Origin of the sequence: Cytobacillus kochii, assembly GCF_020171845.1 — a bacterium.
GTDB lineage: Bacteria > Bacillota > Bacilli > Bacillales > Cytobacillaceae > Cytobacillus > Cytobacillus kochii.
On record NZ_JAIVAM010000009.1, the window covers coordinates 253,780 to 277,096 of the forward strand.

Annotated in this window: 28 protein-coding genes; 19 read left to right on the plus strand and 9 right to left on the minus strand. The window is 35.6% G+C overall.

Going from position 1 to position 23,317, the window contains the following annotated elements; all coding sequences use genetic code 11:
• The first annotated feature begins 117 nt into the window (after nucleotides 1-117).
• Nucleotides 118-777 (plus strand): potassium channel family protein, encoded by a 660-nt coding sequence (locus LCM23_RS16035; protein ID WP_224937849.1) that lies wholly within the window; start codon nucleotides 118-120, stop codon nucleotides 775-777.
• Between the two features lie 35 nt (nucleotides 778-812).
• On the opposite strand, the gene rnjA is transcribed toward LCM23_RS16035, so the two are convergent.
• Together rnjA and LCM23_RS16045 are read right to left on the minus strand one after the other, a co-directional pair.
• On the minus strand, nucleotides 813-2,480 hold the full coding sequence (gene rnjA / locus LCM23_RS16040) for a ribonuclease J1 (RefSeq protein WP_224937850.1): 1,668 nt from the start codon (nucleotides 2,478-2,480) through the stop codon (nucleotides 813-815).
• Between the two features lie 3 nt (nucleotides 2,481-2,483).
• Nucleotides 2,484-2,696, minus strand: coding sequence for a DNA-dependent RNA polymerase subunit epsilon (locus tag LCM23_RS16045; RefSeq protein WP_095369686.1), 213 nt, complete (start codon nucleotides 2,694-2,696; stop codon nucleotides 2,484-2,486).
• A 736-nt stretch (nucleotides 2,697-3,432) separates the two neighbouring features.
• Between LCM23_RS16045 and LCM23_RS16050 the strand changes: the two genes are divergently transcribed.
• Nucleotides 3,433-4,200, plus strand: coding sequence for a Cof-type HAD-IIB family hydrolase (locus LCM23_RS16050; protein ID WP_224937851.1), 768 nt, complete (start codon nucleotides 3,433-3,435; stop codon nucleotides 4,198-4,200).
• A gap of 64 nt (nucleotides 4,201-4,264) precedes the next feature.
• On the opposite strand, the gene def is transcribed toward LCM23_RS16050, so the two are convergent.
• The gene (def, locus tag LCM23_RS16055) at nucleotides 4,265-4,822 is read right to left on the minus strand and encodes a peptide deformylase (protein ID WP_224937852.1); all 558 of its coding nucleotides are present in this window, start codon (nucleotides 4,820-4,822) and stop codon (nucleotides 4,265-4,267) included.
• A gap of 213 nt (nucleotides 4,823-5,035) precedes the next feature.
• A complete protein-coding gene (locus tag LCM23_RS16060) occupies nucleotides 5,036-5,155 on the minus strand; it encodes a YjcZ family sporulation protein (protein ID WP_224937853.1) in 120 nt (39 codons plus the stop codon).
• A gap of 260 nt (nucleotides 5,156-5,415) precedes the next feature.
• Here LCM23_RS16060 and LCM23_RS16065 point away from each other — a divergent pair, with 260 nt between their 5' ends.
• The 7 genes from LCM23_RS16065 to LCM23_RS16095 all read left to right on the plus strand — a co-directional run bounded on the left by LCM23_RS16065 (nucleotide 5,416) and on the right by LCM23_RS16095 (nucleotide 13,118).
• Entirely contained in the window at nucleotides 5,416-6,078 is a 663-nt protein-coding gene (locus LCM23_RS16065) for a YkyA family protein (RefSeq protein WP_224937854.1), read from the plus strand.
• 628 nt (nucleotides 6,079-6,706) lie between these two features.
• Nucleotides 6,707-7,822, plus strand: a complete 1,116-nt coding sequence (pdhA, locus tag LCM23_RS16070) for a pyruvate dehydrogenase (acetyl-transferring) E1 component subunit alpha (protein WP_224937855.1) — start codon at nucleotides 6,707-6,709, stop codon at nucleotides 7,820-7,822.
• Nucleotides 7,823-7,825: 3 nt separating this feature from the next.
• A complete protein-coding gene (locus LCM23_RS16075) occupies nucleotides 7,826-8,803 on the plus strand; it encodes an alpha-ketoacid dehydrogenase subunit beta (RefSeq protein ID WP_224937856.1) in 978 nt (325 codons plus the stop codon).
• Between the two features lie 65 nt (nucleotides 8,804-8,868).
• Complete coding sequence (locus LCM23_RS16080; RefSeq protein WP_224937857.1) at nucleotides 8,869-10,224, plus strand: dihydrolipoamide acetyltransferase family protein; 1,356 nt, start codon at nucleotides 8,869-8,871, stop codon at nucleotides 10,222-10,224.
• Between the two features lie 3 nt (nucleotides 10,225-10,227).
• Nucleotides 10,228-11,637 (plus strand): dihydrolipoyl dehydrogenase, encoded by a 1,410-nt coding sequence (lpdA, locus tag LCM23_RS16085; RefSeq protein WP_224937858.1) that lies wholly within the window; start codon nucleotides 10,228-10,230, stop codon nucleotides 11,635-11,637.
• A 343-nt stretch (nucleotides 11,638-11,980) separates the two neighbouring features.
• Entirely contained in the window at nucleotides 11,981-12,232 is a 252-nt protein-coding gene (locus LCM23_RS16090; protein ID WP_095373481.1) for a hypothetical protein, read from the plus strand.
• Between the two features lie 37 nt (nucleotides 12,233-12,269).
• Nucleotides 12,270-13,118 carry a polysaccharide deacetylase family protein gene (locus LCM23_RS16095; protein WP_224937859.1) on the plus strand — a complete coding sequence of 283 codons (849 nt, stop codon included), beginning with the start codon at nucleotides 12,270-12,272 and terminating at the stop codon, nucleotides 13,116-13,118.
• On the opposite strand, the gene LCM23_RS16100 is transcribed toward LCM23_RS16095, so the two are convergent.
• Entirely contained in the window at nucleotides 13,115-13,465 is a 351-nt protein-coding gene (locus LCM23_RS16100) for a hypothetical protein (protein ID WP_224937860.1), read from the minus strand. The genes LCM23_RS16095 and LCM23_RS16100 overlap by 4 nt on opposite strands.
• A 33-nt stretch (nucleotides 13,466-13,498) precedes the next feature.
• Complete coding sequence (locus LCM23_RS16105; RefSeq protein ID WP_224937861.1) at nucleotides 13,499-13,939, minus strand: DUF1885 family protein; 441 nt, start codon at nucleotides 13,937-13,939, stop codon at nucleotides 13,499-13,501.
• Between the two features lie 143 nt (nucleotides 13,940-14,082).
• Between LCM23_RS16105 and LCM23_RS16110 the strand changes: the two genes are divergently transcribed.
• Together LCM23_RS16110 and LCM23_RS16115 are read left to right on the plus strand one after the other, a co-directional pair.
• A complete protein-coding gene (locus LCM23_RS16110) occupies nucleotides 14,083-14,355 on the plus strand; it encodes an SAV0927 family protein (protein WP_224937862.1) in 273 nt (90 codons plus the stop codon).
• Nucleotides 14,356-14,550: 195 nt separating this feature from the next.
• A complete protein-coding gene (locus LCM23_RS16115; protein WP_224937863.1) occupies nucleotides 14,551-14,676 on the plus strand; it encodes a GapA-binding peptide SR1P in 126 nt (41 codons plus the stop codon).
• 179 nt (nucleotides 14,677-14,855) lie between these two features.
• On the opposite strand, the gene LCM23_RS16120 is transcribed toward LCM23_RS16115, so the two are convergent.
• A complete protein-coding gene (locus tag LCM23_RS16120; RefSeq protein ID WP_224937864.1) occupies nucleotides 14,856-16,325 on the minus strand; it encodes an aminotransferase class I/II-fold pyridoxal phosphate-dependent enzyme in 1,470 nt (489 codons plus the stop codon).
• Nucleotides 16,326-16,662: 337 nt separating this feature from the next.
• Here LCM23_RS16120 and LCM23_RS16125 point away from each other — a divergent pair, with 337 nt between their 5' ends.
• A complete protein-coding gene (locus tag LCM23_RS16125; RefSeq protein ID WP_095369672.1) occupies nucleotides 16,663-16,932 on the plus strand; it encodes a UPF0223 family protein in 270 nt (89 codons plus the stop codon).
• 81 nt (nucleotides 16,933-17,013) lie between these two features.
• Here LCM23_RS16125 and LCM23_RS16130 read toward each other — a convergent pair whose 3' ends face one another.
• Nucleotides 17,014-17,631 (minus strand): YktB family protein, encoded by a 618-nt coding sequence (locus LCM23_RS16130; protein ID WP_224937865.1) that lies wholly within the window; start codon nucleotides 17,629-17,631, stop codon nucleotides 17,014-17,016.
• A gap of 230 nt (nucleotides 17,632-17,861) precedes the next feature.
• On the opposite strand from LCM23_RS16130, the gene LCM23_RS16135 reads away from it, so the two are divergent.
• Both LCM23_RS16135 and LCM23_RS16140 read left to right on the plus strand, forming a co-directional pair.
• Nucleotides 17,862-18,056 (plus strand): hypothetical protein, encoded by a 195-nt coding sequence (locus LCM23_RS16135; protein WP_095369670.1) that lies wholly within the window; start codon nucleotides 17,862-17,864, stop codon nucleotides 18,054-18,056.
• Between the two features lie 148 nt (nucleotides 18,057-18,204).
• Entirely contained in the window at nucleotides 18,205-19,005 is an 801-nt protein-coding gene (locus LCM23_RS16140) for an inositol monophosphatase family protein (protein ID WP_224937866.1), read from the plus strand.
• Nucleotides 19,006-19,082: 77 nt separating this feature from the next.
• Here LCM23_RS16140 and LCM23_RS16145 read toward each other — a convergent pair whose 3' ends face one another.
• Complete coding sequence (locus LCM23_RS16145; RefSeq protein ID WP_095369668.1) at nucleotides 19,083-19,268, minus strand: YlaF family protein; 186 nt, start codon at nucleotides 19,266-19,268, stop codon at nucleotides 19,083-19,085.
• A gap of 216 nt (nucleotides 19,269-19,484) precedes the next feature.
• Here LCM23_RS16145 and typA point away from each other — a divergent pair, with 216 nt between their 5' ends.
• The 5 genes from typA to LCM23_RS16170 all read left to right on the plus strand — a co-directional run bounded on the left by typA (nucleotide 19,485) and on the right by LCM23_RS16170 (nucleotide 23,282).
• Nucleotides 19,485-21,320: a translational GTPase TypA gene (typA, locus tag LCM23_RS16150; protein WP_224937867.1), complete on the plus strand. Its 1,836-nt coding sequence runs from the start codon at nucleotides 19,485-19,487 to the stop codon at nucleotides 21,318-21,320.
• A gap of 78 nt (nucleotides 21,321-21,398) precedes the next feature.
• A complete protein-coding gene (locus tag LCM23_RS16155; protein WP_224937868.1) occupies nucleotides 21,399-21,713 on the plus strand; it encodes a YlaH-like family protein in 315 nt (104 codons plus the stop codon).
• A gap of 28 nt (nucleotides 21,714-21,741) precedes the next feature.
• Nucleotides 21,742-22,023: a hypothetical protein gene (locus LCM23_RS16160; RefSeq protein WP_308937069.1), complete on the plus strand. Its 282-nt coding sequence runs from the start codon at nucleotides 21,742-21,744 to the stop codon at nucleotides 22,021-22,023.
• 501 nt (nucleotides 22,024-22,524) lie between these two features.
• Nucleotides 22,525-22,731, plus strand: coding sequence for a hypothetical protein (locus LCM23_RS16165; RefSeq protein WP_224937870.1), 207 nt, complete (start codon nucleotides 22,525-22,527; stop codon nucleotides 22,729-22,731).
• The gene (locus LCM23_RS16170; protein ID WP_224937871.1) at nucleotides 22,728-23,282 is read left to right on the plus strand and encodes a nucleotidyltransferase family protein; all 555 of its coding nucleotides are present in this window, start codon (nucleotides 22,728-22,730) and stop codon (nucleotides 23,280-23,282) included. The genes LCM23_RS16165 and LCM23_RS16170 overlap by 4 nt, the downstream gene beginning before the upstream one ends.
• Nucleotides 23,283-23,317 lie beyond the last annotated feature (35 nt).

Consider the following 23,317-nt stretch of genomic DNA (forward strand, 5'->3'; position numbering starts at 1 on the left):
CAGCTTTTTTTCTATTGGAATTGAAAAGATAAAATGAATCACTACATTTATGGCTTTTCCATTCATAAATGTGGTAGAATAATGTTCGTTAATAGGTGATAATTCGGAGGTTTACTTATGAGAAAAAACTTTGTTGTCATTGGTTTAGGTAGATTTGGTGGTAGTATTTGTAAAGAGCTAACGGAACAAGGGATGGAAGTAATGGCGATTGATTCGAATGAGGCAAGAGTGAATGAGTTTTCAGTTATTGCCTCTCACGCAGTAGTAGGTGATACAACGGATGATGCTGTCATTAAAAGTCTGGGTTTGCGTAACTTCGATCACGTAATTGTAGCCATCGGAGACGATATTCAAGCAAGCATATTGACAACATTGATGTTAAAAGAAAATGGCGTTAAAAAAGTAACTGTTAAAGCTCAAAATGATTATCATGGCAAAGTATTAAGTAAAATAGGGGCAGACGTCATTGTGCACCCTGAAAGAGATATGGGGATTAGGATTGCTCATAAGTTAGCCTCCAATAGTATACTTGATTATTTAGAGTTATCTGATGAGCATAGCATCGTTGAAATTGAAGCAAATGAAAGAATTGGCGGTCATTCGATTATTGATTTGGATATAAGAGCAAAGTATGGTGTGAATATAGTAGCAATCAAACGCAGGTCAAGTATTATTGTCTCGCCACAAGCTACGGAAATTATACAATATAAAGATGTACTTATTGTTATTGGGGCAGATAATGATATTAATCGTTTAGAGAAAAAGATGTTAAGTTAAAAAAAAGCATTCGAGGTAAACTCGAATGCTTTTTATCATACTTCCATAATGATAGGTAGTATCATTGGACGGCGTTTTGTTTTTTCATATAAGAACGGAGCAAGTGTATCTGTAATTTCATTTTTAATCTCAGACCATTGTGTTGTTTTTCTTTCCATCACTTTATTCAAATGTTTAGCGATTAAGGATTGTGCATCATTGATAAGGTCTCCAGATTCTCTCATGTATACAAATCCTCTAGAAATTAAGTCTGGGCCAGCAGAAATCTTAAACTCTTTCATGTTAATACTAACAACAACCACAACTAGTCCTTCTTCTGATAGAATGCGGCGGTCACGTAAAACAATATTTCCTATATCGCCAATACCATTACCATCGATATACACATTACCTGATGGGATTTTCCCTGCAACTTGAGCAGTCTGATCACTGAGGGCTAGCACATCACCATTGTCCATGATAAAGATATCTTCTTCATTCACACCACAATCTATAGCTAGGCCAGCGTGCATTTTTTGCATGCGATATTCACCGTGTATCGGCATGAAGAACTTTGGTTTGATTAATCTTAACATAAGCTTTTGCTCTTCTTGTCCACCATGTCCTGATGTGTGAATATTATTTAATTTACCATAAATCACTTCAGCACCAGCACGTGAGAGACGATCAATCGTTCTACTTACACTAATCGTATTACCAGGTATTGGTGAAGAAGAAAAGACAACAGTATCACCCGGGTGAATCTGAATTTGGCGATGTGTACCATTTGCGATTCTTGAAAGTGCTGCCATCGGTTCGCCTTGACTTCCCGTACAAAGGATAGTGACTTGGTTAGCAGGGAGACGATTAATTTGCTGTGCATCAATAAATGTATCTTTTGGTGCAGTAATATAACCAAGTTCTTGACCAATATTAATTGCAGCTTCCATACTTCTTCCAAACACTGCGACCTTTCTTCCGTTCCTTACAGCTGCTTCTGTTACTTGCTGAAGACGATGAATGTTCGAAGCAAAGGTAGCAAAGATAATTCTACCCTCTACTTTACGGAAAATATCATGAATGCTATCTCCGACTTTTCTTTCAGACATCGTAAATTCAGGAATTTCACTATTTGTACTATCTGAAAGTAAGCAAAGGACACCTTCTTTACCAATTTCAGCGATTTTAGTTAAATTAGCAGGTTCACCAACTGGCGTAAAATCAAATTTAAAGTCTCCAGTATGAACGACTTGACCTGGAGGAGTTTTTACAACAATCCCATAAGAATCAGGGATACTATGCGTTGTTCTAAAGAATGTCACAGAAGTTTTTCTAAATTTAATGATATCATCTTCCTGAATCTCATATAACTTCGTCTGTCTTAGTAAACCATGTTCTTCAAGCTTATTTTTTAATAAGCCTAGTGCTAGTTTTCCACCATAAATGGGGATATTTATCGTTTTTAATAAATACGGAATCCCGCCGATATGGTCCTCGTGTCCGTGCGTAATAAACAAACCTTTAATCTTATCTTCATTCTTTTGTAAATAAGTGTAATCAGGAATAACATAGTCAATCCCTAATAATTCATCTTCCGGAAATTTAATTCCCGCATCAATTAGGATAATCTCATCTTGGAATTGTACTGCATACGTATTTTTTCCGATCTCTCCAAGACCACCAAGAGCGAATACAGCAGTCTGGTCATTTTTAACAAATTTCATAAATTATTCAATCTCCAATACTTTAAAATCTTGATGATCTTGCTCATAAGCTAAGTAGTCACCTTCAACTGCTGTAACAAACTCAATATTGATTGGACGCGTTTTTAGTTTAGTTCGCACGTCCCTTTCATTTTTACCTTCTACATACACGGTTTTTGTGTGCTCACGTACAGGCACTTCTTTCGCGGACTCTTGATAGTAAACTTTAAATAACATAGGGTATCTCTCCTTATTCCGTAGTCTTTATCTATATTTTTTAAAAAGTAACATGAGATATAGGATAAGAGATCGTCACATGTAAGTATATTAAGGAAAAAAGGCTGCTCATACATTGACTCATTATTTATTTTTAGTATGGTTACCTACCAGGGGTAACAAAGACCTTTTTTTAAGAATCAATGTTTAGCATTACTTACTCGACTTTAAATCGTATGTTTAAATAATTTATAGACTAAGCCAAATATTGGTCTTATATACTTAACATTGTTGGATTTCTTAACACAATCTAATGTATTTACTTAGTTAAAGCGTTAATTGTATAATAAAATTAAATCAGTCTAGTGGCTTTCATCATCATGCCCATTCTTATTTATGTCTAAAACAGTGACTTTTTATTTCACGAATTGCCATTTCATTTCTGTATGTCATGTATGTAATTAAGTGTATTGATTATAAATTTACAATAATGAAGGAGCCCTTCGCAAGTTTGAAGGGCTCAAAATCCGTTTTCACTACTATTTGTCATACTTTAAACACTTTTCGATTCAATTCCCTTAATCCTATTGTATACGATATGCGTGTAAAGTAAAGCCTTCGGTTAGAGTTTTAGTAAAAAATGTTATTGATCTGTAGTTGTTTGACATCTTAAACAAGAAGGTTATATGGTTTTAGTAGTGGGAATCGTAATGAACAGAAATCATTTATCATGTAGGTAGAAAAAAGGAGTTATAAAATGAAAATTGTATTTTTTGATATAGACGGAACTTTGCTCAATAAAGATAATGTTATACCTGATTCAACAAAAAAAGCGGTCAAGCAGTTACAGGAAAATGGCATTTATGTAGCGATTGCTACAGGAAGAGCTCCATTTATGTTTAAGCATATTAGAGAGCAATTAGATATTGAGTCTTTTGTTAGTTTTAACGGTCAATATGTTGTGTTTGAAGGAAACGTCATCTATAAAAAACCCTTAAATAAGGTCCAATTAAGACAATTAGAGAAACATACACATAAAAATGGTCATCCGATGGTCTATTTAAATGAAGAGACAATGAAATCATCTGTTTCTCATCATCCATATATTCAAGAAAGTATGGATAGCCTTGATTTTCCACACCCTGAAGAAGATGCTATTTTCTATGAAAAGAAAGAGATTTATCAGGCACTTGTTTTCTGTAAACATGAGGATGAAAGCCTATATTTAGATGTTTATGACGATTTTGGCTTTGTAAGATGGCATCGTGTATCTACTGATGTTGTCCCATCTGGAGGAACGAAAGCAGAAGGAATAAAAGAAATGATTAAGAGACTAAACATCAGCATGGAAGATGTATACGCTTTTGGTGATGGTTTAAATGATATTGAAATGCTTGAGGCTAGTGGTGTCGGTGTTGCTATGGGAAACGCTTTTCCAGAAGTTAAAAAAGTCGCAAATATGGTGACTGAACATGTAGACCAAGATGGGATATGGAAGGGGCTAAGAAGGCTGGAATTAATATAACGAAAGCCTGGGTAAAGATTAAAATGGAGGGAGTAATTATACTCTCCTCCATTACTTAAGAACTTTACATTCTTTCTATCGCAATAGCATTTTCAATTGGTTTGAAAGGGTCTTGTTGATTTATATGGTCATAGAACATCACACCGTTTAAATGATCAATTTCATGTTGAAAACAAATAGCAGGTAACCCTTTTAATCTTATTTTAACTTCTTCATTGTCAATGTTATACCCTTTAACTGTAACTCGTGCATACCTTGGAACAAACCCTTCAATCACCTCATCCACTGAAAGACAGCCTTCTCCAGCTGTTAAATATGCCTTCTCAACTGAATGGCTAATAATTTTGGGGTTGAAGAGTGCGTAACTGATTAAGTTGTTTTTTTCATCCGAACAATGAACGGCAATCATTCTTTTTGATACATTTATTTGTGGAGCTGCTAACCCTATTCCTGGCCTTAATCCATATTGCTCCGCAATGGCAGGGTTTTGACTATTTTGTACATACATCATCAAATCGTTTAATAGTTTCTTGTCCTCTGAAGAAGCTGGTAAAATAACCTCTTCGGCTACTTTCCTTAACACAGGATGACCATCTCGGACAATATCATTCATCGTTAACAAAATTTCAACACTCCTTGAAAAGGTAAATATCATGTTATTGTATTTTTTAGGATCTATTGAAAAGTTTTAGTGAAATAAGGGTGTCTTATGTTCCCTCTCTTTTCAATCGACAAGGTAATGAAATAAGTTTACCAAACAAAATTGAAAAAGTTAATCTAATCATTGACATATTCTCTATGTAAAGGTGTAGATATTATCTACACCCTCCAAATACTAGTTCCAAAGAGCTGCCCCTACGATAATCAATAAAATAAAGAGAACGATAATTAAAGCAAATCCACTTCCACCACAACCGTTTCCACAACCACCATTACCGTATCCGTATCCAGACATAGTTTATACCTCCAGCATTTTTCATTTTCATCCTTAGCGGACGATTAGTATAGGCTATGACCAAGAAAAGCAAATTGTATGGGCCAGCGCCTAAAGCATAGTTGAAAATAACAAGAATATATATAGTACTAGTTAATAATTGTAAAATGTTTAAAGTATCGATATAGTAGAAGTGATAAACGACAAAATTTTTATAAATTAGACAAGTTTATGCAAACAGAGATACATAATGGTCTAGACGAATTAAGTGGAGGGATAGGATGTATAAGAAAGTAAAACTCATTGGACTAACAATGGTCGCAAGTATCGTATTCCTAGGTGGTTGCAGTCAAAGTCCAAAAGAAGAGATGCTCAATACGTTAGAGGAAGTTGCTCAAGCTGAACAAGAATTCAAAAATCAACAGGAGCCTCTTGTAGAAATTGAGAAAAAAGAAAAAGAAATTTATGATCAAATTATTGCTTTAAGTATGAAAGAATTCGATCAAATTAAAGAACTTTCAAATGAAGCGATTGAACTTGTTAATGAACGACAAGAATTAATGAAAAAAGAAGAAGAAAGTATTAATGCTTCGCAAAAAGAGTTCGAAAAAACGGAGAAGCAAATGAGTAAAATTGAAGATGAAAATTTAAAAAAGTCAGCTGATGAATTATACGATGTTATGATGCAGCGTTATGATGTACACAGTGAATTATACAATCATTATATGAATTCAACTGAAATGGACATTGAACTGTATGAGCTATTTAAAAAAGAAGATGTTACATTAGAACAGCTTGAATCCCAAATTGAGAAAATTAATCAATCATATGAGAAGATTGTAGAAAATAATGAAACATTTAATGAGAAAACGAAAGAATATAATGATAAGAAGCTTGCGTTTTATAAGGATGCTGGCATAGAAATGGAAGAGAAAAAAGAATAGTATACGATTAAAAGAGTATATGTAAACGAGCAAATTCAATTATCTGGATTTGCTCGTTGTTTGTTTATATAATTATTTTCCTTTAAAAAAGTGATTGAATTTTTGATTAATAAAAATTTATAAGTAAGGATCTTTTTTTGTGACGGAGATAACTATGTGCTCAAAGATTTTGGCAGAGTTTATTCAGACTAGTATACTGGAAAGTTTCGAAAAAGCGGGTTATAAAATAATGAAAATAGTCTAATTATATCTCTTTTTATGAATATTACCTTTATTATAACAGATGGATAAAACTACTCTTTTATATAGTACAGATTAAGACAGTTAAAGTTTTAAATTTTCATTCATTATTATTTGAAATGATTTAAAACCAAAAAAATAAAGGTTTTCACAATTGACGAATGAAAAACCTTATATTAAAATAAATGCAAACGAAGAAAAGTGTGTCATTCATTTTTGTGATACAACTAGTACAGTTTGAAGAAAAGAAGTTATAATAATAAAGACGTTTTTTTTGTTGGTATTTGTGGAAAACTATACTATGTGTTGTCATCAGACAAATATAAACGTGATATTCTCCATTTGATAATCAATTAAGCGTTTTTAAAATAAGAAAGGGTGACTTTTTATGGCTTCAAAAACGAAAAAGGCTAGTTTAGATGTAAAGAAGCAACTTGAAAAAGTAGAAGATCAATTTGAAACACTGCAAATTTTAGATGAAGAAGGTAAAGTTGTTAATGAATCAGCAATGCCAGATCTAAAAGATGAGCAATTACAAGAACTAATGAAACGGATGGTGTACACACGTATTCTTGACCAACGTTCCATTTCTTTAAATAGACAAGGTAGACTGGGCTTTTATGCGCCAACTGCTGGACAAGAAGCATCTCAACTGGCTTCACAATTTGCTTTAGAGAAAGAAGATTTTATTTTACCTGGATATAGAGATGTCCCTCAAATCATTTGGCATGGCCTTCCGCTTGCTCAAGCATTCTTATGGTCTAGAGGTCATTTTGAAGGTGGAAACATCCCAGAGGACGTCCACGTGATTGCACCACAAATTATTATTGGTGCACAATACATTCAAACTGCAGGAGTAGCATTAGGTATTAAGAAACGTGGCGAAAAGAAAGTAGCGATTACTTATACTGGTGATGGTGGAGCTTCACAAGGTGATTTCTATGAAGGAATTAACTTTGCTGGTGCCTTCAAAGCACCTGCTATTTTCATTGTTCAAAACAATCGCTTTGCCATTTCAACACCTGTAGAGAAGCAATCTGCTGCTAAAACAATTGCACAAAAAGCTGTTGCTGCAGGAATTCCTGGTATTCAAGTTGATGGTATGGATGCTCTAGCTGTTTATGCTGCTGTTAGTGAAGCACGTGAGCGCGCTATTAATGGAGAAGGACCAACATTAATTGAGACATTAACGTATCGTTATGGTCCTCACACAATGGCTGGCGATGACCCGACGCGTTACAGAACAAGTGATCTCGATAATGAATGGGAAAAGAAAGATCCACTTGTTCGCTTCCGTAAATTCCTAGAAGGCAAGAAATTATGGAATGAAGATATGGAAAACGAGGTCATTGAAAAAGCAAAAGAAGATATAAAAGTGGCTATTAAAGAAGCTGATAACACACCAAAACAAAAAGTAACTGACTTAATCAATATTATGTATGAAGAAATGCCTTATCACCTTAAAGAACAATATGAAATTTATAAAGAGAAGGAGTCGAAGTAAGCCATGGCGCAAATGACAATGATCCAAGCAATCACTGATGCACTTCGTACAGAACTTAAGAATGACCCGAATGTATTAGTATTTGGAGAAGACGTAGGCGTAAACGGTGGAGTGTTCCGTGCTACTGAAGGTCTTCAAAAAGAATTCGGCGAAGAGCGTGTGTTTGATACACCACTAGCGGAATCTGGAATTGGCGGTCTTGCAGTCGGACTTGGTTTACAAGGCTATCGCCCAGTTCCTGAAATTCAATTCTTTGGATTTGTTTATGAAGTAATGGATAGTATTTCCGGACAGCTTGCTCGTATGCGCTATCGTTCTGGAGGAAGATATAATGCCCCTGTTACTATTCGTTCACCATTTGGTGGCGGTGTACACACACCAGAAATGCATGCTGATAGTTTAGAAGGATTGATGGCTCAACAACCTGGTCTAAAGGTCGTTATTCCTTCTTCTCCATATGATGCAAAAGGTCTTTTAATTTCTGCGATTCGAGATAATGATCCTGTTATTTTCTTGGAGCATATGAAATTATATCGTTCATTCCGCCAAGAAGTGCCTGAAGAAGAATATACAATTCCTCTAGGTAAAGCTGAAGTGAAACGTGAAGGTAATGACATATCAATTGTTACTTATGGTGCAATGGTGCATGAAGCATTAAAGGCGGCTGACGAATTAGAAAAAGAAGGACATTCAGCAGAAGTGATTGACCTTCGAACAGTTAGCCCAATTGATATTGAAACAATTATTTCTTCTGTTGAGAAAACAAACAGAGCAATTGTTGTGCAAGAAGCACAAAAACAAGCTGGTGTTGCAGCAAATGTTGTGGCTGAAATTAACGACCGTGCGATTCTTAGCTTAGAGGCGCCTGTATTACGTGTAGCAGCTCCTGATACTGTGTTTGCTTTTCCACAAGCGGAAACAGTATGGTTGCCGAACTATAAAGACATTATTCAAACTGCAAAAAAAGTAATTGAATTTTAAATAAAATAGGGAACGTGACCCCTAATTTCTTTAATAACTATGATACAATAGGATGGTGAATTTAATTGGCATTTCAATTTAGATTGCCTGATATCGGTGAAGGTATCCATGAAGGCGAAATCGTCAAATGGTTTGTAAAAGCTGGTGATGAAGTTCAAGAAGATGATGTTCTTTGTGAAGTTCAAAATGATAAAGCGGTAGTTGAAATACCTTCTCCTGTAAAAGGGAAAGTAGAAGAGATTCACGTAGAAGAAGGTAGCGTAGCCACTGTTGGACAAGTACTTATTAGCTTCGATGCACCTGGTTATGAAGACTTAAAGTTTAAAGGTGACCATGAAGAAGAAGAGTCTGAGGAAAAGAAAGAAACAGAATCTCAAGTTCAAGGAACTGCTGAAGAAGGAGAAAGTGTAGAAAAAGAGAAAACAGCTCCTAAAGATGAAGACAAAAAAGAAGGAAAAGTTATCTCTGAAACAAACACTGACTCTAATCAGCGTGTTATTGCTATGCCTTCAGTACGTAAGTATGCAAGAGAAAAAGGTGTAGATATTCAACAAGTAAGCGGTAGCGGAAAAAATGGACGTGTGGTAAAAGAGGATATTAATCTATTCTTAGAAGGTGGAAATGAGCAACAAGCTGACACTAAGCCTCAACAACAAGACGCTTCGGTTGAAAGTAAGGAAGAGGAGAAATCCCAAACTCAGTCTATTCCTGAAGGAAGCTATCCTGAAACACGTGAAAAAATGAGTGGTATTCGAAAAGCGATTGCTAAAGCAATGGTTAAGACGAAGCAAACGGCTCCGCATGTGACATTAATGGACGAAATCGATGTAACAAAATTAGTTGCTCATCGTAAGAAGTTCAAAGAAGTTGCCGCAGAAAAAGGAATTAAATTAACCTTCTTACCTTATGTAGTAAAAGCATTAACAAGTGCATTACGTGAATATCCAGTCCTTAACACTTCACTAGATGAAGAAGCGGGAGAAATCGTTCACAAGCATTATTACAATATTGGTATCGCTGCTGATACTGATAGAGGGTTACTTGTACCAGTGGTTAAAGATGCTGACCGTAAATCAATATTCACTACGTCAAATGAGATAAATGAATTAGCTACAAAAGCAAGAGATGGAAAACTTTCAGGAAGCGAAATGAAAGGTGCTTCTTGTACGATAACAAATATCGGCTCTGCTGGTGGTCAATGGTTTACACCACTTATTAACCAACCAGAAGTAGCTATTTTAGGTATCGGTCGAATTGCTGAAAAAGCAATCGTCAAAGATGGAGAAATTATCGCAGCACCAGTTCTAGCATTATCATTGAGCTTTGATCACCGCATCATCGATGGCGCTACTGCTCAAAATGCACTAAATCACATCAAGCGTTTACTAAATGACCCAGAATTATTGCTAATGGAGGCGTAAGAAATGGTAGTAGGAGATTTCCCAATTGAAACAGATACTATAGTAATTGGTTCAGGTCCAGGAGGATATGTGGCAGCCATTCGTGCCGCACAAATAGGACAAAAAGTAACAATCGTAGAAAGAGGTGAAGTAGGGGGCGTATGCTTAAACGTTGGATGTATTCCATCTAAAGCATTGATCTCTGCTGGTCACCGTTATGAAACGGCTAAAGAATCAGAATCAATTGGTATTACAGCTGAAAACGTAAAAGTTGATTTCTCTAAAGTCCAAGAATTTAAAGCTGGCGTAGTTAAAAAGTTAGTAGGCGGTGTTCAAGGTTTACTTAAAGGTAACAAAATTGACATTGTTAAAGGTGAAGCGTACTTTGTCGATGCCAACACTTTACGTGTAATGGATGACAATTCCGCACAAACATACACTTTCAAAAATGCGATTATTGCAACTGGTTCAAGACCAATTGAACTACCGGCATTTAAATATTCTAAACGTGTATTAAATTCTACAGGGGCGCTAGCGCTTGAGGAAATTCCAGAAAAAATCGCTGTTATTGGTGGCGGTGTAATTGGTGTCGAGCTTGGTGGTGCATACGCAAGCTTTGGTTCTCAAGTAACTATTCTAGAAGGTGCAGATGATATTCTTCTAGGTTTTGAGAAACAAATGACAACACTTGTGAAAAAGAACTTAAAGAAAAAAGGTGCAGAAATTATTACTAAAGCATCTGCAAAGTCAGTTGAAGAAACTGAAAATGGTGTAAAAGTAACTTATGAAGTAAAAGGTAAAGAAGAAGTTTTAGAAGCTGATTACTTATTTGTTATGGTTGGTCGTCGTCCTAACACAGATGAACTTGGCCTTGAGCAAGTAGGTGTGAAAATGACTGATAAGGGCGTAATTGAAGTTGACAAACAATGCCGTACAAATGTAAATAGCATTTTTGCTATTGGTGATGTTGTGGCTGGACCTCAACTAGCACATAAAGCTTCATATGAAGGTAAAATTGCTGCTGAGGCAATTGCTGGTGAACCGTCTGAAATTGACTATCTTGGCATTCCAGCTGTTGTATTCTCAGAACCTGAACTTGCAACTGTAGGCTATTCAGAAGCCCAAGCAAAAGAGGAAGGTCTTGAGTATACAGCTGCTAAGTTCCCATTTGCTGCAAATGGCCGTGCATTGGCTCTTGATAGCACAGATGGTTATGTGAAGTTAATTACGCGTAAAGAAGATGGATTAGTAATCGGTGCGCAAATCGCTGGTGCAAATGCATCTGATATGATTGCTGAGCTCGGCTTAGCAATTGAAGCAGGAATGACTGCAGAAGATCTTGCGATGACTATTCATGCCCATCCAACTTTAGGTGAGATAACAATGGAAGCAGCTGAGGTTGCTCTAGGTACACCTATTCATATTGTAAAATAATTATTTTACAAATCGCTGTTATATGATGAACTGCACCACAAATGTTTGCTACATTTGCTGGTGCAGTTTTTTTTGCAAAAAAGTAGCTGTTTAAGGTAAAATTCCTGGAAAGCATAAAAAATTCAAGATTATTGATAAGAGTGACTTATGTTATGTCTCATGATGTAAGTTAAAGCAAATCTCACACGACTAAAATTCTATATGAAATTAGCACTTTTTTTCGCTTAATTGGAAAGAATACGGAAGTTTTTGGTATATGTTGTATGATACAATGGAAATATCGTTCTGTTCGCATGCATACAATGATAGAAATAAAAGTGCAAATTTTCAGGACGGTGAGGGTATGAGGCTATACACAGTCGTTATTTTACAGTTAATCATATGGAGTGGTTACACATTTGTTGAATGGTTATCAAGATATGACAAATTAAGTATGAAGGTCATCATCCTGCTTATATTTGTTTATTTTGCCATGGTATTGGGTAATCATTTATTACATTCAAAAATGAGAACAGTATTAGCTACTTCTATCAGTATTAGCGTATATTTATTTTTCTATTTCATTATGTTCTACATAGATGATCTAATAAGATAACTTTTAACAAAAGAAATGCTTGAGAGGAATGAATGAGATGAAGAACAGTTTTTTCGTTTTATTACTTAGTCTTGTTTTAGTTGTTACTGCATGTGGTAATGAAGAAAAAGAAACAACGAATGAGCCAAAAGACGATGAAGCGATAGAAGAAACAGAGCAGGAAGAAGAAACGAATCCACAAGAAGAAGAAAAGGATGAAGGTGTGACTGAAGAGAAAGAAGATTTGGCAGAAGTTGATGTCCAACCATCATATATCGTTAATGAAAAAACATGGAAGGTTGAGCCGATAAAAGATGCTAATGATAAAGTTGTATTGTTAACGATTGATGATGCACCGGACAAGCATGCATTGGAAATGGCAAAAACATTAAGTGAAAAAAAAGTGCCTGCTATTTTCTTTGTCAATGGGCATTTCCTACAAAGTGAAGAAAGTAAAAAGACATTGAAAGAAATTGCTGATTTAGGTTTCCCAATTGGTAACCATACATATCACCATGAGAACTTAACGGAGATTTCAGAAGAAAAGCAAAGAGAGGAAATCATTTCTTTAAATGATTTAGTAGAGGAGATCATTGGAAGTAGACCTCAGTTTTTCAGAGCTCCGTTTGGGGCGAACACAGACACTAGCTTGAGAATTGCTAAAGAAGAGGAAATGATACCAATGAATTGGACTTTTGGGTATGATTGGGAAGTAGATTACCAGTCAAAAGATGCATTAGAAAAGATCATGGTAGAGAACCCTTATTTGAGTAATGGAGCTATTCTATTAACACATGATCGTTCATGGACCAATGAAGCATTGGAAGGAATTATTAATGGCATACAAGAGAAGGGCTATGAGTTTCTAGATCCAAACAAAATACAAAAAGAAAAAGAGGCAGCTTAAGGCTGATCCTCTTTTTCTTTTCTTGTTGCCCGTCCATTAATAAATCGTGAAGTAATGGAGTAAATTGAGAAGAATAATAGAAAGTAGCTTAAAATATTTAAAAGAAATGGAACCCATTGGATACTCGTCTCAGCGTCAAGTGGTGAGGTGAATTCTATTACTTGCGGGTAGGATGATGTATCGTCTGAAACGGTTACGCTCTGTTTGGCATAAGGAAATGGCCCCCCAAACAAAAATGATTGTTCTAATGGTTCTGGCACATCTTCGAGATATTTACTGAAAATAAATGGCGAGATGAATGTGAAAATAAGTGCAATGATTAAAATTATTATGACTGGTTTTCGCATGAAGATTATAACCCCTCTAGCTGAAGTATTTTTTCATTGTAGTTTTCTTTTGTAGTAGTACATGATTCGTCCATTGAATAGATGAAGCTCGGCTTGTAGTTTTTTAGCGAGAAATTTGCAATATTCATTTGCTTTTCCTTTATCGCCGAACGTTGCTACTTCAGGCAATGTAAAGCAAATATTTGTTTGAATCCTCGGTATATCATCATTATCCATTATTTTTTCTTTTTGAATAGAAATAAGGATGGCACGATATCTTTCATTTTCAGAATAGAGAGTAATTTGTTCTCCTTGTTTCTCATTAGAATCAATGATCTCATATGGGAAAGCAGCTTGACTATAGGCCCAATCCACCTGATTTCCAGTTTTTGCAGTGATGTCTTTATAATATTGGAAATAATCTTTTAGTTCAGTTGTTGTAATTGTGTCAATCTTGGATGCAGGCACTAGCTTAATCGATGCATATGCATTCATTTAAAAAAGCCTCCATTCAAAAGTCCTAAGGGTATACACTATATCTATTCTATCACCAGTGAAATATATGTGACAATGAAAATGTTGCATAGAAATCAAAGATAAATTATAATAATATTCAAATTATTTAAAGGAGGGTGGATATGAAGTTTTTAAATCAAATGTATGATGATTTAGAGGATGTACATGCCAGATTTGTTGGCTTTTCTTCTTCTATTACTCGCTACGATTTTGCCATTTTTTCGGTCCCTTTCTTTACAAAACCCCTTGTGGTTTGCTTGCAGACGAGTTGTTCTACTCTCCTCGATATAAAAGATCTTGATGATCGCCATTACCTCCAAAAAGCTTTTCAAATTGAAAGTAATGAACAAACAGCTGAACTTATTCAATTTTTTAAGATTGAATTAAATAAGTAAGGTTGTAGATAAATCAAGGTTAATAAGGTACAAGAAATCAGTTAATATGCTGATTTCTTTTTCTTTTGCGATATTTAGTATGTCTTATTTTATCGATATTAGTTAAAAAAAGGGCTTGATAAGATAAATAGTATGTATTATTATAATATATAAGATGAAAACGATTACAATGAATGATGAAAGGATGGATGAAGAATGGGTACCATCGTTTGTCAAATATGTGACGAAACTATTGAAGTTTTTGAAGATGAAAAGGTGTCAGTTTTATACGGTCAATGTGGATGTAAAAATGAGCATAGCAAGATGCACATTGAAGAATAGATGATATATTAAACTATTAATCTTTATAATAAACAGAGTGCAAATGCCATAGATTTAATCTATGGCATTTTTTATAGGGTTCTTATCATAATAATTTTCCATAAAAAATGCGAATCAAATATGTCATTCGATTCGCAATAGAAATGTGAAACTAAGCCAATTACCATTTATCTCGCGTTTTATTTTATCGCTTTATGTTCTTTAATTACTCGAATATATTTAAAATCATAATCTTCTGGTCCCTGGACAGGTAGTCCAGCTTCCATATTTGTTTTGATATAATTAAGGTTTTCCTTTGTAATAATCTCCCCAGGAGTAAAGATAGGAATGCCTGGTGGGTAAACCATAATGAATTCAGCAATAATTCTACCTTCTGATTCATCAAAAGGAACAAGTTCACTATCAGCATAAAATGCATCTCTAGGAGATAGTGCTAATAATGGAATATTGGGTAATAACACTTGCGGATTTACTTTCGCTGCTTTTCCGTGTCTTTCTTTAGATAGCTCTTTCAAGGCATGAATAAGCTTATCCGCATCACTTCTATCATCACCAGGCGTGATGATACAGAGAATATTATATAGATCAGATAATTCAACTTCAATATTGTAATGCTCTCTTAACCATACTTCTACATCAAACCCACTTATGCCTAAATCTTTCACAGATATGATTAATTTTGTAGGATCGTAATTAAAGGTTGCATTTGTACCAAGAATTTCTCTTCCTACACAATAAATATGTTCAATTTCGTTTAATTCTTTCCTCATATATTGAGCAAGCTCAATAGTTTCCTCGATAATTGCTCTTCCTTCAGTGGCTAAACGTTTTCTAGCAACATCTAATGAGGCAAGAAGCAAATAAGAGGTAGAGGTAGTCGTTAGCATGCTAAGAATGGACTGTACCCTTTTTGCTGACACTCTCGTACCCTTTAAATTAAGAATGGAGCTTTGTGTCATAGAACCACCTAGCTTATGGACGCTCGTAGCAGCTAAATCTGCACCAGCTTGCATGGCAGACAATGGGAGCTCATCATGAAAATGAATATGAACACCATGTGCTTCATCTACTAATACAGGAATATCGTACGAATGGGCTAAATCAACAACTTCCTTTAAGTCACAGGCAATACCAAAATAAGTAGGGTTAATAACAAGTAACCCTTTGGCATCTGGATGTTGTTCTAACGCTTTCTCAACAGCATCAGTTGTGATACCGTGTGAGATACCTAATTCTTTATCAACGACAGGGTGGATAAAGATAGGGGTTGCGCCAGCAAAGATAATGGCAGACATGACAGATTTGTGCACATTTCTTGGTACGATAATTTTATCTCCAGGACCACAAACAGCCATAACCATCGTCATAATAGCACCACTCGTACCTTGTACGGAAAAGAACGTATGGTCAGCACCAAAGGCTTCAGCTGCTAAGTCTTGTGCTTCTTTTATGATGCCTGATGGGCGATGCAGGTCATCTAGTGGACCTATATTTATCAAGTCAATCGAAAGTGCATTTTCTCCAATAAAGTTTCTGAAATCAGGATCCATCCCTCTTCCTTTTTTATGTCCAGGAATATGAAATTGAATCGGTTCGCGTTTTGCGTGGGAGAGAAGTCCATTAAATAATGGTGTTTCTGTTTGAGACAATTAAATTCACACCTCTTTAAACAATCAATTTTGCAAACAAACAAGTGAATTATAGCATTTATCCTTCCTCCTGCATAGAAAGATAAACAAAAATTTTTATTGTGCTAACTTTGCACTCCATTCGTGAGGATAGATAGTTAACGATCCATCATCTTTAGAGGATTCAATTATTCGTATGAAATGATTCATTTGAGTGGATTCTTCCCATACTAAGATAAATGCATATCCACTAAATAATCTTGTCTATGTTTTTTTAGATTCTAAAATTTAGCATATGCTTGCTCTTCTTCGTTAACTCCCGTACAATCAGCATGTAATCTATGTGAGAGGTGTTTATATGGAGTATCAATATCCAATGGAAAGCGATTGGTCAACAGAAGAAATTATAGATGCAATTGCTTTTTTTCAAGCAGTCGAAAAAGCTTACGAAAAAGGAATTCAACGTGAAGATTTCATGGCTGCTTATCGTCGTTTTAAAGAAATCGTACCGGGCAAAGCACAAGAGAGAAACCTTTGTAATGATTTTGAAGAAATAAGTGGGTATTCTTCTTACCGCACGGTTCAAATGGCAAAAAAAGCAGATGAGAGTAGTAAAATTAAAATGTAATAAGAAAAAGCAGTAAGAGACGGTTTGAACCAGTCTTCACTGCTTTTTTTTTATAAAATGATTAAACTTTACAGAGGTTTATTACATTTTATAGAGGGGTATAACTTTTTTAAAAACACTCTCTGTGTAAGTAGTAAATTCAGAACCAGAAAGTTTCATTGCTTCTTCTTTTGACATATTTATACCACAGAGTAACTCTGCTCTTTTGACATTCTGTAGTCGAACAAACATGTTTTCTAGCTCATCCTTTGTAAGGTCGCTATGTTTGATCACTTCTGGTTTCGTGTGATCTAATGACCAAACGAAGTCTTGTGGGATATCATCATAGATTTTATCTATTTTGGTTTGCAATTTTTCAGCAATCTCAACTTTATTCGGTGCTTCATAAATAATGGCAAACCAGACAAATACATGCGTTTCCCACAGACCAATCTGAAAGTGAGGAAGCATCTTATAGCCTCTTGTATTATTGGCGAAAGCGACCCAAGTATCATTTGGTGGATTTTTTGTCCTTCTCGCATGCTTAGCCACATGAGGAATCATTTCATCACCTGTTTCCGTAGAGAGAAAAGGGGAAAATGTTTCTCCAAGTGCTTCAAGTTTGGGTCTTACTGTTGCAATTAAGGCTTCCATTCTTTCTTCTAAACCATCAATTGTAAAAACATCGAAATCTTCTTTCTTAAATCCATTAAATGTCATATGTAAACACTCCTTAAACCGTTTTACTATGTCGCATATTGTAGCATAAAACCGGGAGAGAGAACCAATTTTGTACACCAAAATAATAATCAATTGGGTAAAATCATCTTCTTCATAGGTAAACGTACAATTTTGTTGCACTGTGAAAAGAAGCTTCATATGATAAAAGTAAAAATAATCAGAAAACTTTTCTTGTGAAATTACTAAAACGAAAAGGGGTGCACTGTCTAATGAAGCAGCTAATTAATTCAATCAAAATGGCTACATTTGAAAAAGAAAGAACGGCAGTATTGCGATTAGAGATGGATTATGAGTTAGCAACACTTTTTGAAGCTTTAGAACTGAAAGATGAAGAGGAAGTAAAATCTACAAAGAAAAAGCTTGAAAAAATCAGACAGGAACTTCTCAAGCTTAATGCATTTTAAGTTGTGATGAATAAAGATGTTAAAGCGAACTTAACAGCAAGCAGTTAAGTTCGCTTATTGCTTTTTAAAGCTGTTCACTTGAAGTATTGCTATTTTTTCGATAAGCTAATGGTATTTTATACCGCTTAATAAAGAGTGGAGGATGAAAATGACTAATTGGAATGAAATACATAGATTAGCCACCACATGGGTGAAGGAAGCTGGAGAGAGAATCAAAGCATCATTTAGTGAAGAATTAACCATTGCAACAAAATCTCATCGCAATGACCTTGTCACGGATATGGACAAAGGAACCGAGCAATTTCTTATTGGTAAAATACATGACCATTTTCCATCACATCGAATCTTAAGCGAAGAAGGTTTTGGTGATGATTTTGCGGATGTAGGTGGGATTATTTGGGTGATTGATCCCATTGATGGCACCATGAATTTTATTCACCAACAAAGAAATTTTGCCATTTCCATTGGTGTATTTCATGAGGGAGTCGGTAAAGTCGGGATGATTTATGATGTGGTACATGATGAAATGTATCATACGATTAGTGGTGAGGGTGCATACATGAATGACACGAAGCTGAAGCCATTGACTAAGGGTGAAGTAAGAGATGCAATAATTGGCATCAATGCCACTTGGGTAACGAGTAACAAGCGTATTGACCCTAGTTACCTTGCTCCATTAGTAAAGGATGCGAGAGGAACAAGATCGTATGGTTCTGCTGCGCTTGAAATGGCCTATGTTGCTTCTGGTCGTCTAGATGCTTATATAAGTTTGCGACTCGCTCCTTGGGATTATGGTGGCGGCATGATTTTAATCAATGAAGTTGGAGGGAAAACGACAAATTTAAAAGGGGAAGCCTTGATGATTACACCTCAAACTTCAGTATTTGTTGCAAGACCGGGTGTACATGAAGAAATTCTTCAGCAGTATTTAAATAGTGGAAATTGGTAATAAAAAAATGGTGCCAGGCTTGTCCAATTCAAGGGTAGTCGGCACCATTTTTCTAACTTGATGTTGTATTTTAGCCTTTATAATTCTCCATTTTCTCGCATTTTTTTCTTCAGCGTAAAGCCGTATCCCATAACAGCAACGATACCTACGATACATAGAAGAAATCCAAGAATACTTCTTTCTCCGATAGCAATACCAATTCCGCCTATACATATAGCCGCAGCAATCGCACAAGCTAATAATGGCCATTTAATATTTTTCATTTAATCCTAACCTCCAATTTTGTACATTGGATACCATAATCGTCCACAGAACTTATTTTACACAAAAAGAAGTTAGTTTTCTACAATATATGTGATATAATGTATCAGTTATAGTATGAAGGCAGTGATTTTTAGTCAAAAATGAAAAGAAAATAAACTGATTATATATCTTCACATAGTAAGAAGGTTTACACAATCAGCTAGGAGGAAACATAGTTGAAACATAGAGATGATATACGTAATATTGCGATTATCGCCCACGTTGACCATGGTAAAACAACTTTGGTTGACCAATTATTAAAGCAGTCTGGAACATTCCGTACAAATGAGCATGTAGAAGAACGTGCAATGGATTCCAACGATATCGAGAGAGAGCGTGGAATTACAATCCTTGCTAAGAATACAGCTATCAAATATCAAGATACGCGTATTAATATACTTGACACACCAGGGCACGCTGACTTTGGTGGGGAAGTAGAACGGATTATGAAAATGGTTGATGGTGTATTGCTTGTAGTCGATGCTTATGAAGGTTGTATGCCACAAACGCGATTTGTATTGAAAAAAGCATTAGAGCAAAATTTAACACCAATCGTCGTTGTCAATAAAATCGATAGAGACTTTGCTCGTCCTGAAGAAGTCATTGATGAAGTCATTGATCTATTTATTGAATTAGATGCAACTGAAGAGCAATTAGAGTTCCCTGTTGTTTACGCTTCTGCTATTAATGGAACAGCTAGTCTAGATCCACAAAAACAAGATGAAGATATGAAATGCTTATATCAAGAAATCGTCAATAATATCCCAACACCAATTGATAATAGTGAAGAACCTTTACAATTCCAAGTAGCACTATTAGATTACAATGATTATGTTGGACGAATTGGGATTGGTCGTGTATTCCGCGGAACGATGAAAGTAGGCGAGCAAGTTGCGTTAATGAAGCTTGATGGGTCTGTTAAGCAATTCCGTGTAACAAAAATGTTTGGTTTCTTTGGTTTGAAACGCCTTGAAATACAAGAAGCAAAAGCAGGAGATTTAATTGCTGTCTCTGGAATGGAAGATATCAATGTCGGGGAAACAGTATGCCCGGTAGATAATCAAGACGCTCTTCCTGTATTACGAATCGATGAACCAACATTACAAATGACCTTCCAAGTGAACAATAGTCCATTTGCTGGTAAAGAAGGAAAATATATTACTGCAAGAAAGATCGAAGAACGTTTGCATGCGCAATTACAAACAGATGTCAGCTTAAGAGTGGAAGAAACGGATTCTCCTGATGCATGGACTGTATCTGGTCGAGGAGAGCTTCACTTATCGATTTTAATTGAAAATATGCGTCGTGAAGGCTTCGAACTTCAAGTATCTAAGCCAGTTGTTATTATAAAAGAAATTGATGGTGTTAAGTCTGAACCAATTGAACGCGTTCAAATTGATGTTCCTGAAGAATATACTGGTGCCATTATGGAATCTATTGGTGCGCGTAAAGGTGAAATGCTAGATATGGTTAATAACGGGAACGGTCAAGTGAAATTAATTTTCCATGTCCCTGCTCGTGGATTAATTGGTTATACAACTGAATTCTTAACACAAACTCGTGGTTACGGAATCATTAACCATACTTTTGACAGCTATCAACCAATGATGCAAGGTCAAGTAGGTGGAAGAAGACAAGGCGTGCTAGTTTCCATGGAGAGTGGAAAAGCATCTACTTATGGTATCATGCAGGTAGAAGACCGTGGTACAATATTTGTAGAGCCTGGCACAGAAATTTACGAAGGTATGATTGTTGGTGAACATACACGTGAAAATGATCTAGCTGTTAATATTACAAAAGTCAAGCATGCAACGAATGTTCGTAGTGCAACGAAAGACCAAACATCAACAATTAAAAAGCCTAGAATCATGACGCTTGAAGAAGCACTCGAATATTTAAATGATGATGAGCTTTGTGAAGTTACACCTGAATCGATTCGTCTTCGTAAAAAAATTCTAGATAAAAACGAACGAGAAAAAGCAGCTAAAAAGAAAAAATACGCTGAAGCTTAAGCCCACATAGTCACTCGAAAAAGAGGAGGTAATTCATATTGCCTCCTTCCTTAATACATACTAAGGAGGATTTGGAGCATGATTGAAGATCACCTTTCCTTTTTTGCAGCACTATATAAAGTTCATGAGAATTCAGATCTAGGGATGTGGTTGTTGTATCTCACCATTGTTGCACTCTGTATTATTGTCTTTAAGTTAGGGTTTGCTAAAAAGCTTCCTTTACTAAAATCAATAATTATATATGCGTTCTTATTTATGGGATGTACAATGCTAACTTTCTTAGGGGTATTTTTACCAATTGCAGAAGGACTTGTCGTTGCTGCTGTCATATTAATAATATATAAAATCCGTCTTCATCAAGAAAAGAAACAACAAAGAGCCAGCGCGGAATAATGAAGAGTGGGGGAGATTTTAATTGAACGTGCATGATAGTATTTATAATTGGCTTACCATTAAAGTTGTGACTGATGCGAGACCAGAGGATGAAGCAGCAACCGAAACAGAAGAAATGTTTTTACAAATGTTGAAAAATGATCACGGAATTAACGAAATCCAATATGAAAAAGCTGATCTATTCTATCATGTCTCTTATAGAGATAATGAAGATAGTAAATCAGCAAAATATCCGATTGAATTAATAGAAGTGATGTTAAAACAAATATTAGCAGAACCTGAAAAATACAAAAACTTCCCCACGGTATAATAAAAAAACGCCACCCGATTTGAACTGCACCCAAATTGTTAGACACACAACTAACAATGGAGGTGCAGTTTTTTTATTATATTATAGTAGTACAAAGAGCAACAGTGCGCCTTAAAAGATTGGTCGATGAGGAGAAGATTCAAACGCCTCAGAATTAGAGAAAGAATAGAGCTCTGTTAGTGACAGGCTCGAATCTAGATGAGACGTGAGGAAAGGGGTTCATTTTTATTTGTTCAAAACGGCTCTACCGGATTGAAGAGTATTTCGTTCATGAACATATTTCGGAGATAGTTTCGGAAAACACTTTGAAATATGGATACTGGACAATGATAGTGCATTTTGTACAATTATGTACATCTCTCTTCTTTATCGTTAAAATAAAGGGACTAAACAGTGCGACTGCAAGAGTTAGCGATTGAAAGCTTTATATTACATCGAAAAGGTTATTGTCGATTGTATCCGTTCTGCAGTTCACCAAAGGCTTCCTTTTAAGAGTGAGCAATGGGGTTTAAATTAGTTGCTAAAGGGCTAGGTGTAGCCTTACTACCCGAAAGTATATGTAAGTTGATTGGATTTGATATAGTATACTTCAAAAATGATCCCATTGATTGTGCTAGGCAATTTCATGGAACTTGCTATGGTTTGGCGTGTTGTGGTGAGTGGATTATTGAAGGGATTGAAGAAAGCTTAGGGGGAGGAAATAGATGATTCGAAATGAAGGAGATATTTTACAGTTAATTAGAGATGATAAAGAAATGATGGCCATATTAAAAGCCGCTAAACAACTTCAATTACCTGATTGGTGGATTTGTGCTGGTTTTGTTCGATCAAAAGTATGGGATACCCTTCATCATTTTCAAGAAAAGACGCCATTGCCTGATGTTGATGTCATCTATTATGATAATCAGCAATTGAGTGAAACCATTGAAAAATACTATGAAGAAAAATTACACAAGATACTACCGCATATTCCTTGGTCAGTTAAGAATGAAGCGAGAATGCATTCTGTTAATGGCCTGCCGCCTTATCAATCCTCAGAGGACGCTATTGCAAAATTTCCGGAGACGGCCACCGCTATTGGCGTAAAGTTAGATAGCGAAAATCAATTAGTCATAACGGCACCATGGGGCATAGAAGACCTTATTCATTTTCGTATCAAGCCGACTCCGTTTTTTTCAGCTTCGAGGAAGAGAATGCAATTATTTCAAAGCAGGGTTATTTCAAAAGGTTGGAAAAAAAGATGGCATTTTGTTAACTAATATGAAATCCCTCCGTTTTATCTTTAACGGAGGGA

Excerpts from the sequence above, each read along its gene's own strand:
- LCM23_RS16110 (WP_224937862.1), top strand. The coding sequence starts at position 14,083 with ATGAAGTTTTTAAATCAAATGTATGATGATTTAGAGGATGTACATGCC.
- LCM23_RS16135 (WP_095369670.1), top strand. The coding sequence starts at position 17,862 with ATGAAGCAGCTAATTAATTCAATCAAAATGGCTACATTTGAAAAAGAA.
- LCM23_RS16090 (WP_095373481.1), top strand. The coding sequence starts at position 11,981 with ATGAGGCTATACACAGTCGTTATTTTACAGTTAATCATATGGAGTGGT.
- LCM23_RS16130 (WP_224937865.1), bottom strand. The coding sequence starts at position 17,631 with ATGACATTTAATGGATTTAAGAAAGAAGATTTCGATGTTTTTACAATT.
- LCM23_RS16145 (WP_095369668.1), bottom strand. The coding sequence starts at position 19,268 with ATGAAAAATATTAAATGGCCATTATTAGCTTGTGCGATTGCTGCGGCT.
- LCM23_RS16100 (WP_224937860.1), bottom strand. The coding sequence starts at position 13,465 with ATGCGAAAACCAGTCATAATAATTTTAATCATTGCACTTATTTTCACA.
- LCM23_RS16075 (WP_224937856.1), top strand. The coding sequence starts at position 7,826 with ATGGCGCAAATGACAATGATCCAAGCAATCACTGATGCACTTCGTACA.
- pdhA (WP_224937855.1), top strand. The coding sequence starts at position 6,707 with ATGGCTTCAAAAACGAAAAAGGCTAGTTTAGATGTAAAGAAGCAACTT.
- rnjA (WP_224937850.1), bottom strand. The coding sequence starts at position 2,480 with ATGAAATTTGTTAAAAATGACCAGACTGCTGTATTCGCTCTTGGTGGT.
- LCM23_RS16140 (WP_224937866.1), top strand. The coding sequence starts at position 18,205 with ATGACTAATTGGAATGAAATACATAGATTAGCCACCACATGGGTGAAG.
- LCM23_RS16170 (WP_224937871.1), top strand. The coding sequence starts at position 22,728 with ATGATTCGAAATGAAGGAGATATTTTACAGTTAATTAGAGATGATAAA.
- LCM23_RS16165 (WP_224937870.1), top strand. The coding sequence starts at position 22,525 with ATGGGGTTTAAATTAGTTGCTAAAGGGCTAGGTGTAGCCTTACTACCC.
- LCM23_RS16125 (WP_095369672.1), top strand. The coding sequence starts at position 16,663 with ATGGAGTATCAATATCCAATGGAAAGCGATTGGTCAACAGAAGAAATT.
- LCM23_RS16155 (WP_224937868.1), top strand. The coding sequence starts at position 21,399 with ATGATTGAAGATCACCTTTCCTTTTTTGCAGCACTATATAAAGTTCAT.
- LCM23_RS16045 (WP_095369686.1), bottom strand. The coding sequence starts at position 2,696 with ATGTTATTTAAAGTTTACTATCAAGAGTCCGCGAAAGAAGTGCCTGTA.
- LCM23_RS16050 (WP_224937851.1), top strand. The coding sequence starts at position 3,433 with ATGAAAATTGTATTTTTTGATATAGACGGAACTTTGCTCAATAAAGAT.
- LCM23_RS16095 (WP_224937859.1), top strand. The coding sequence starts at position 12,270 with ATGAAGAACAGTTTTTTCGTTTTATTACTTAGTCTTGTTTTAGTTGTT.
- LCM23_RS16115 (WP_224937863.1), top strand. The coding sequence starts at position 14,551 with ATGGGTACCATCGTTTGTCAAATATGTGACGAAACTATTGAAGTTTTT.
- lpdA (WP_224937858.1), top strand. The coding sequence starts at position 10,228 with ATGGTAGTAGGAGATTTCCCAATTGAAACAGATACTATAGTAATTGGT.
- LCM23_RS16105 (WP_224937861.1), bottom strand. The coding sequence starts at position 13,939 with ATGAATGCATATGCATCGATTAAGCTAGTGCCTGCATCCAAGATTGAC.
- LCM23_RS16035 (WP_224937849.1), top strand. The coding sequence starts at position 118 with ATGAGAAAAAACTTTGTTGTCATTGGTTTAGGTAGATTTGGTGGTAGT.
- LCM23_RS16065 (WP_224937854.1), top strand. The coding sequence starts at position 5,416 with ATGTATAAGAAAGTAAAACTCATTGGACTAACAATGGTCGCAAGTATC.
- LCM23_RS16060 (WP_224937853.1), bottom strand. The coding sequence starts at position 5,155 with ATGTCTGGATACGGATACGGTAATGGTGGTTGTGGAAACGGTTGTGGT.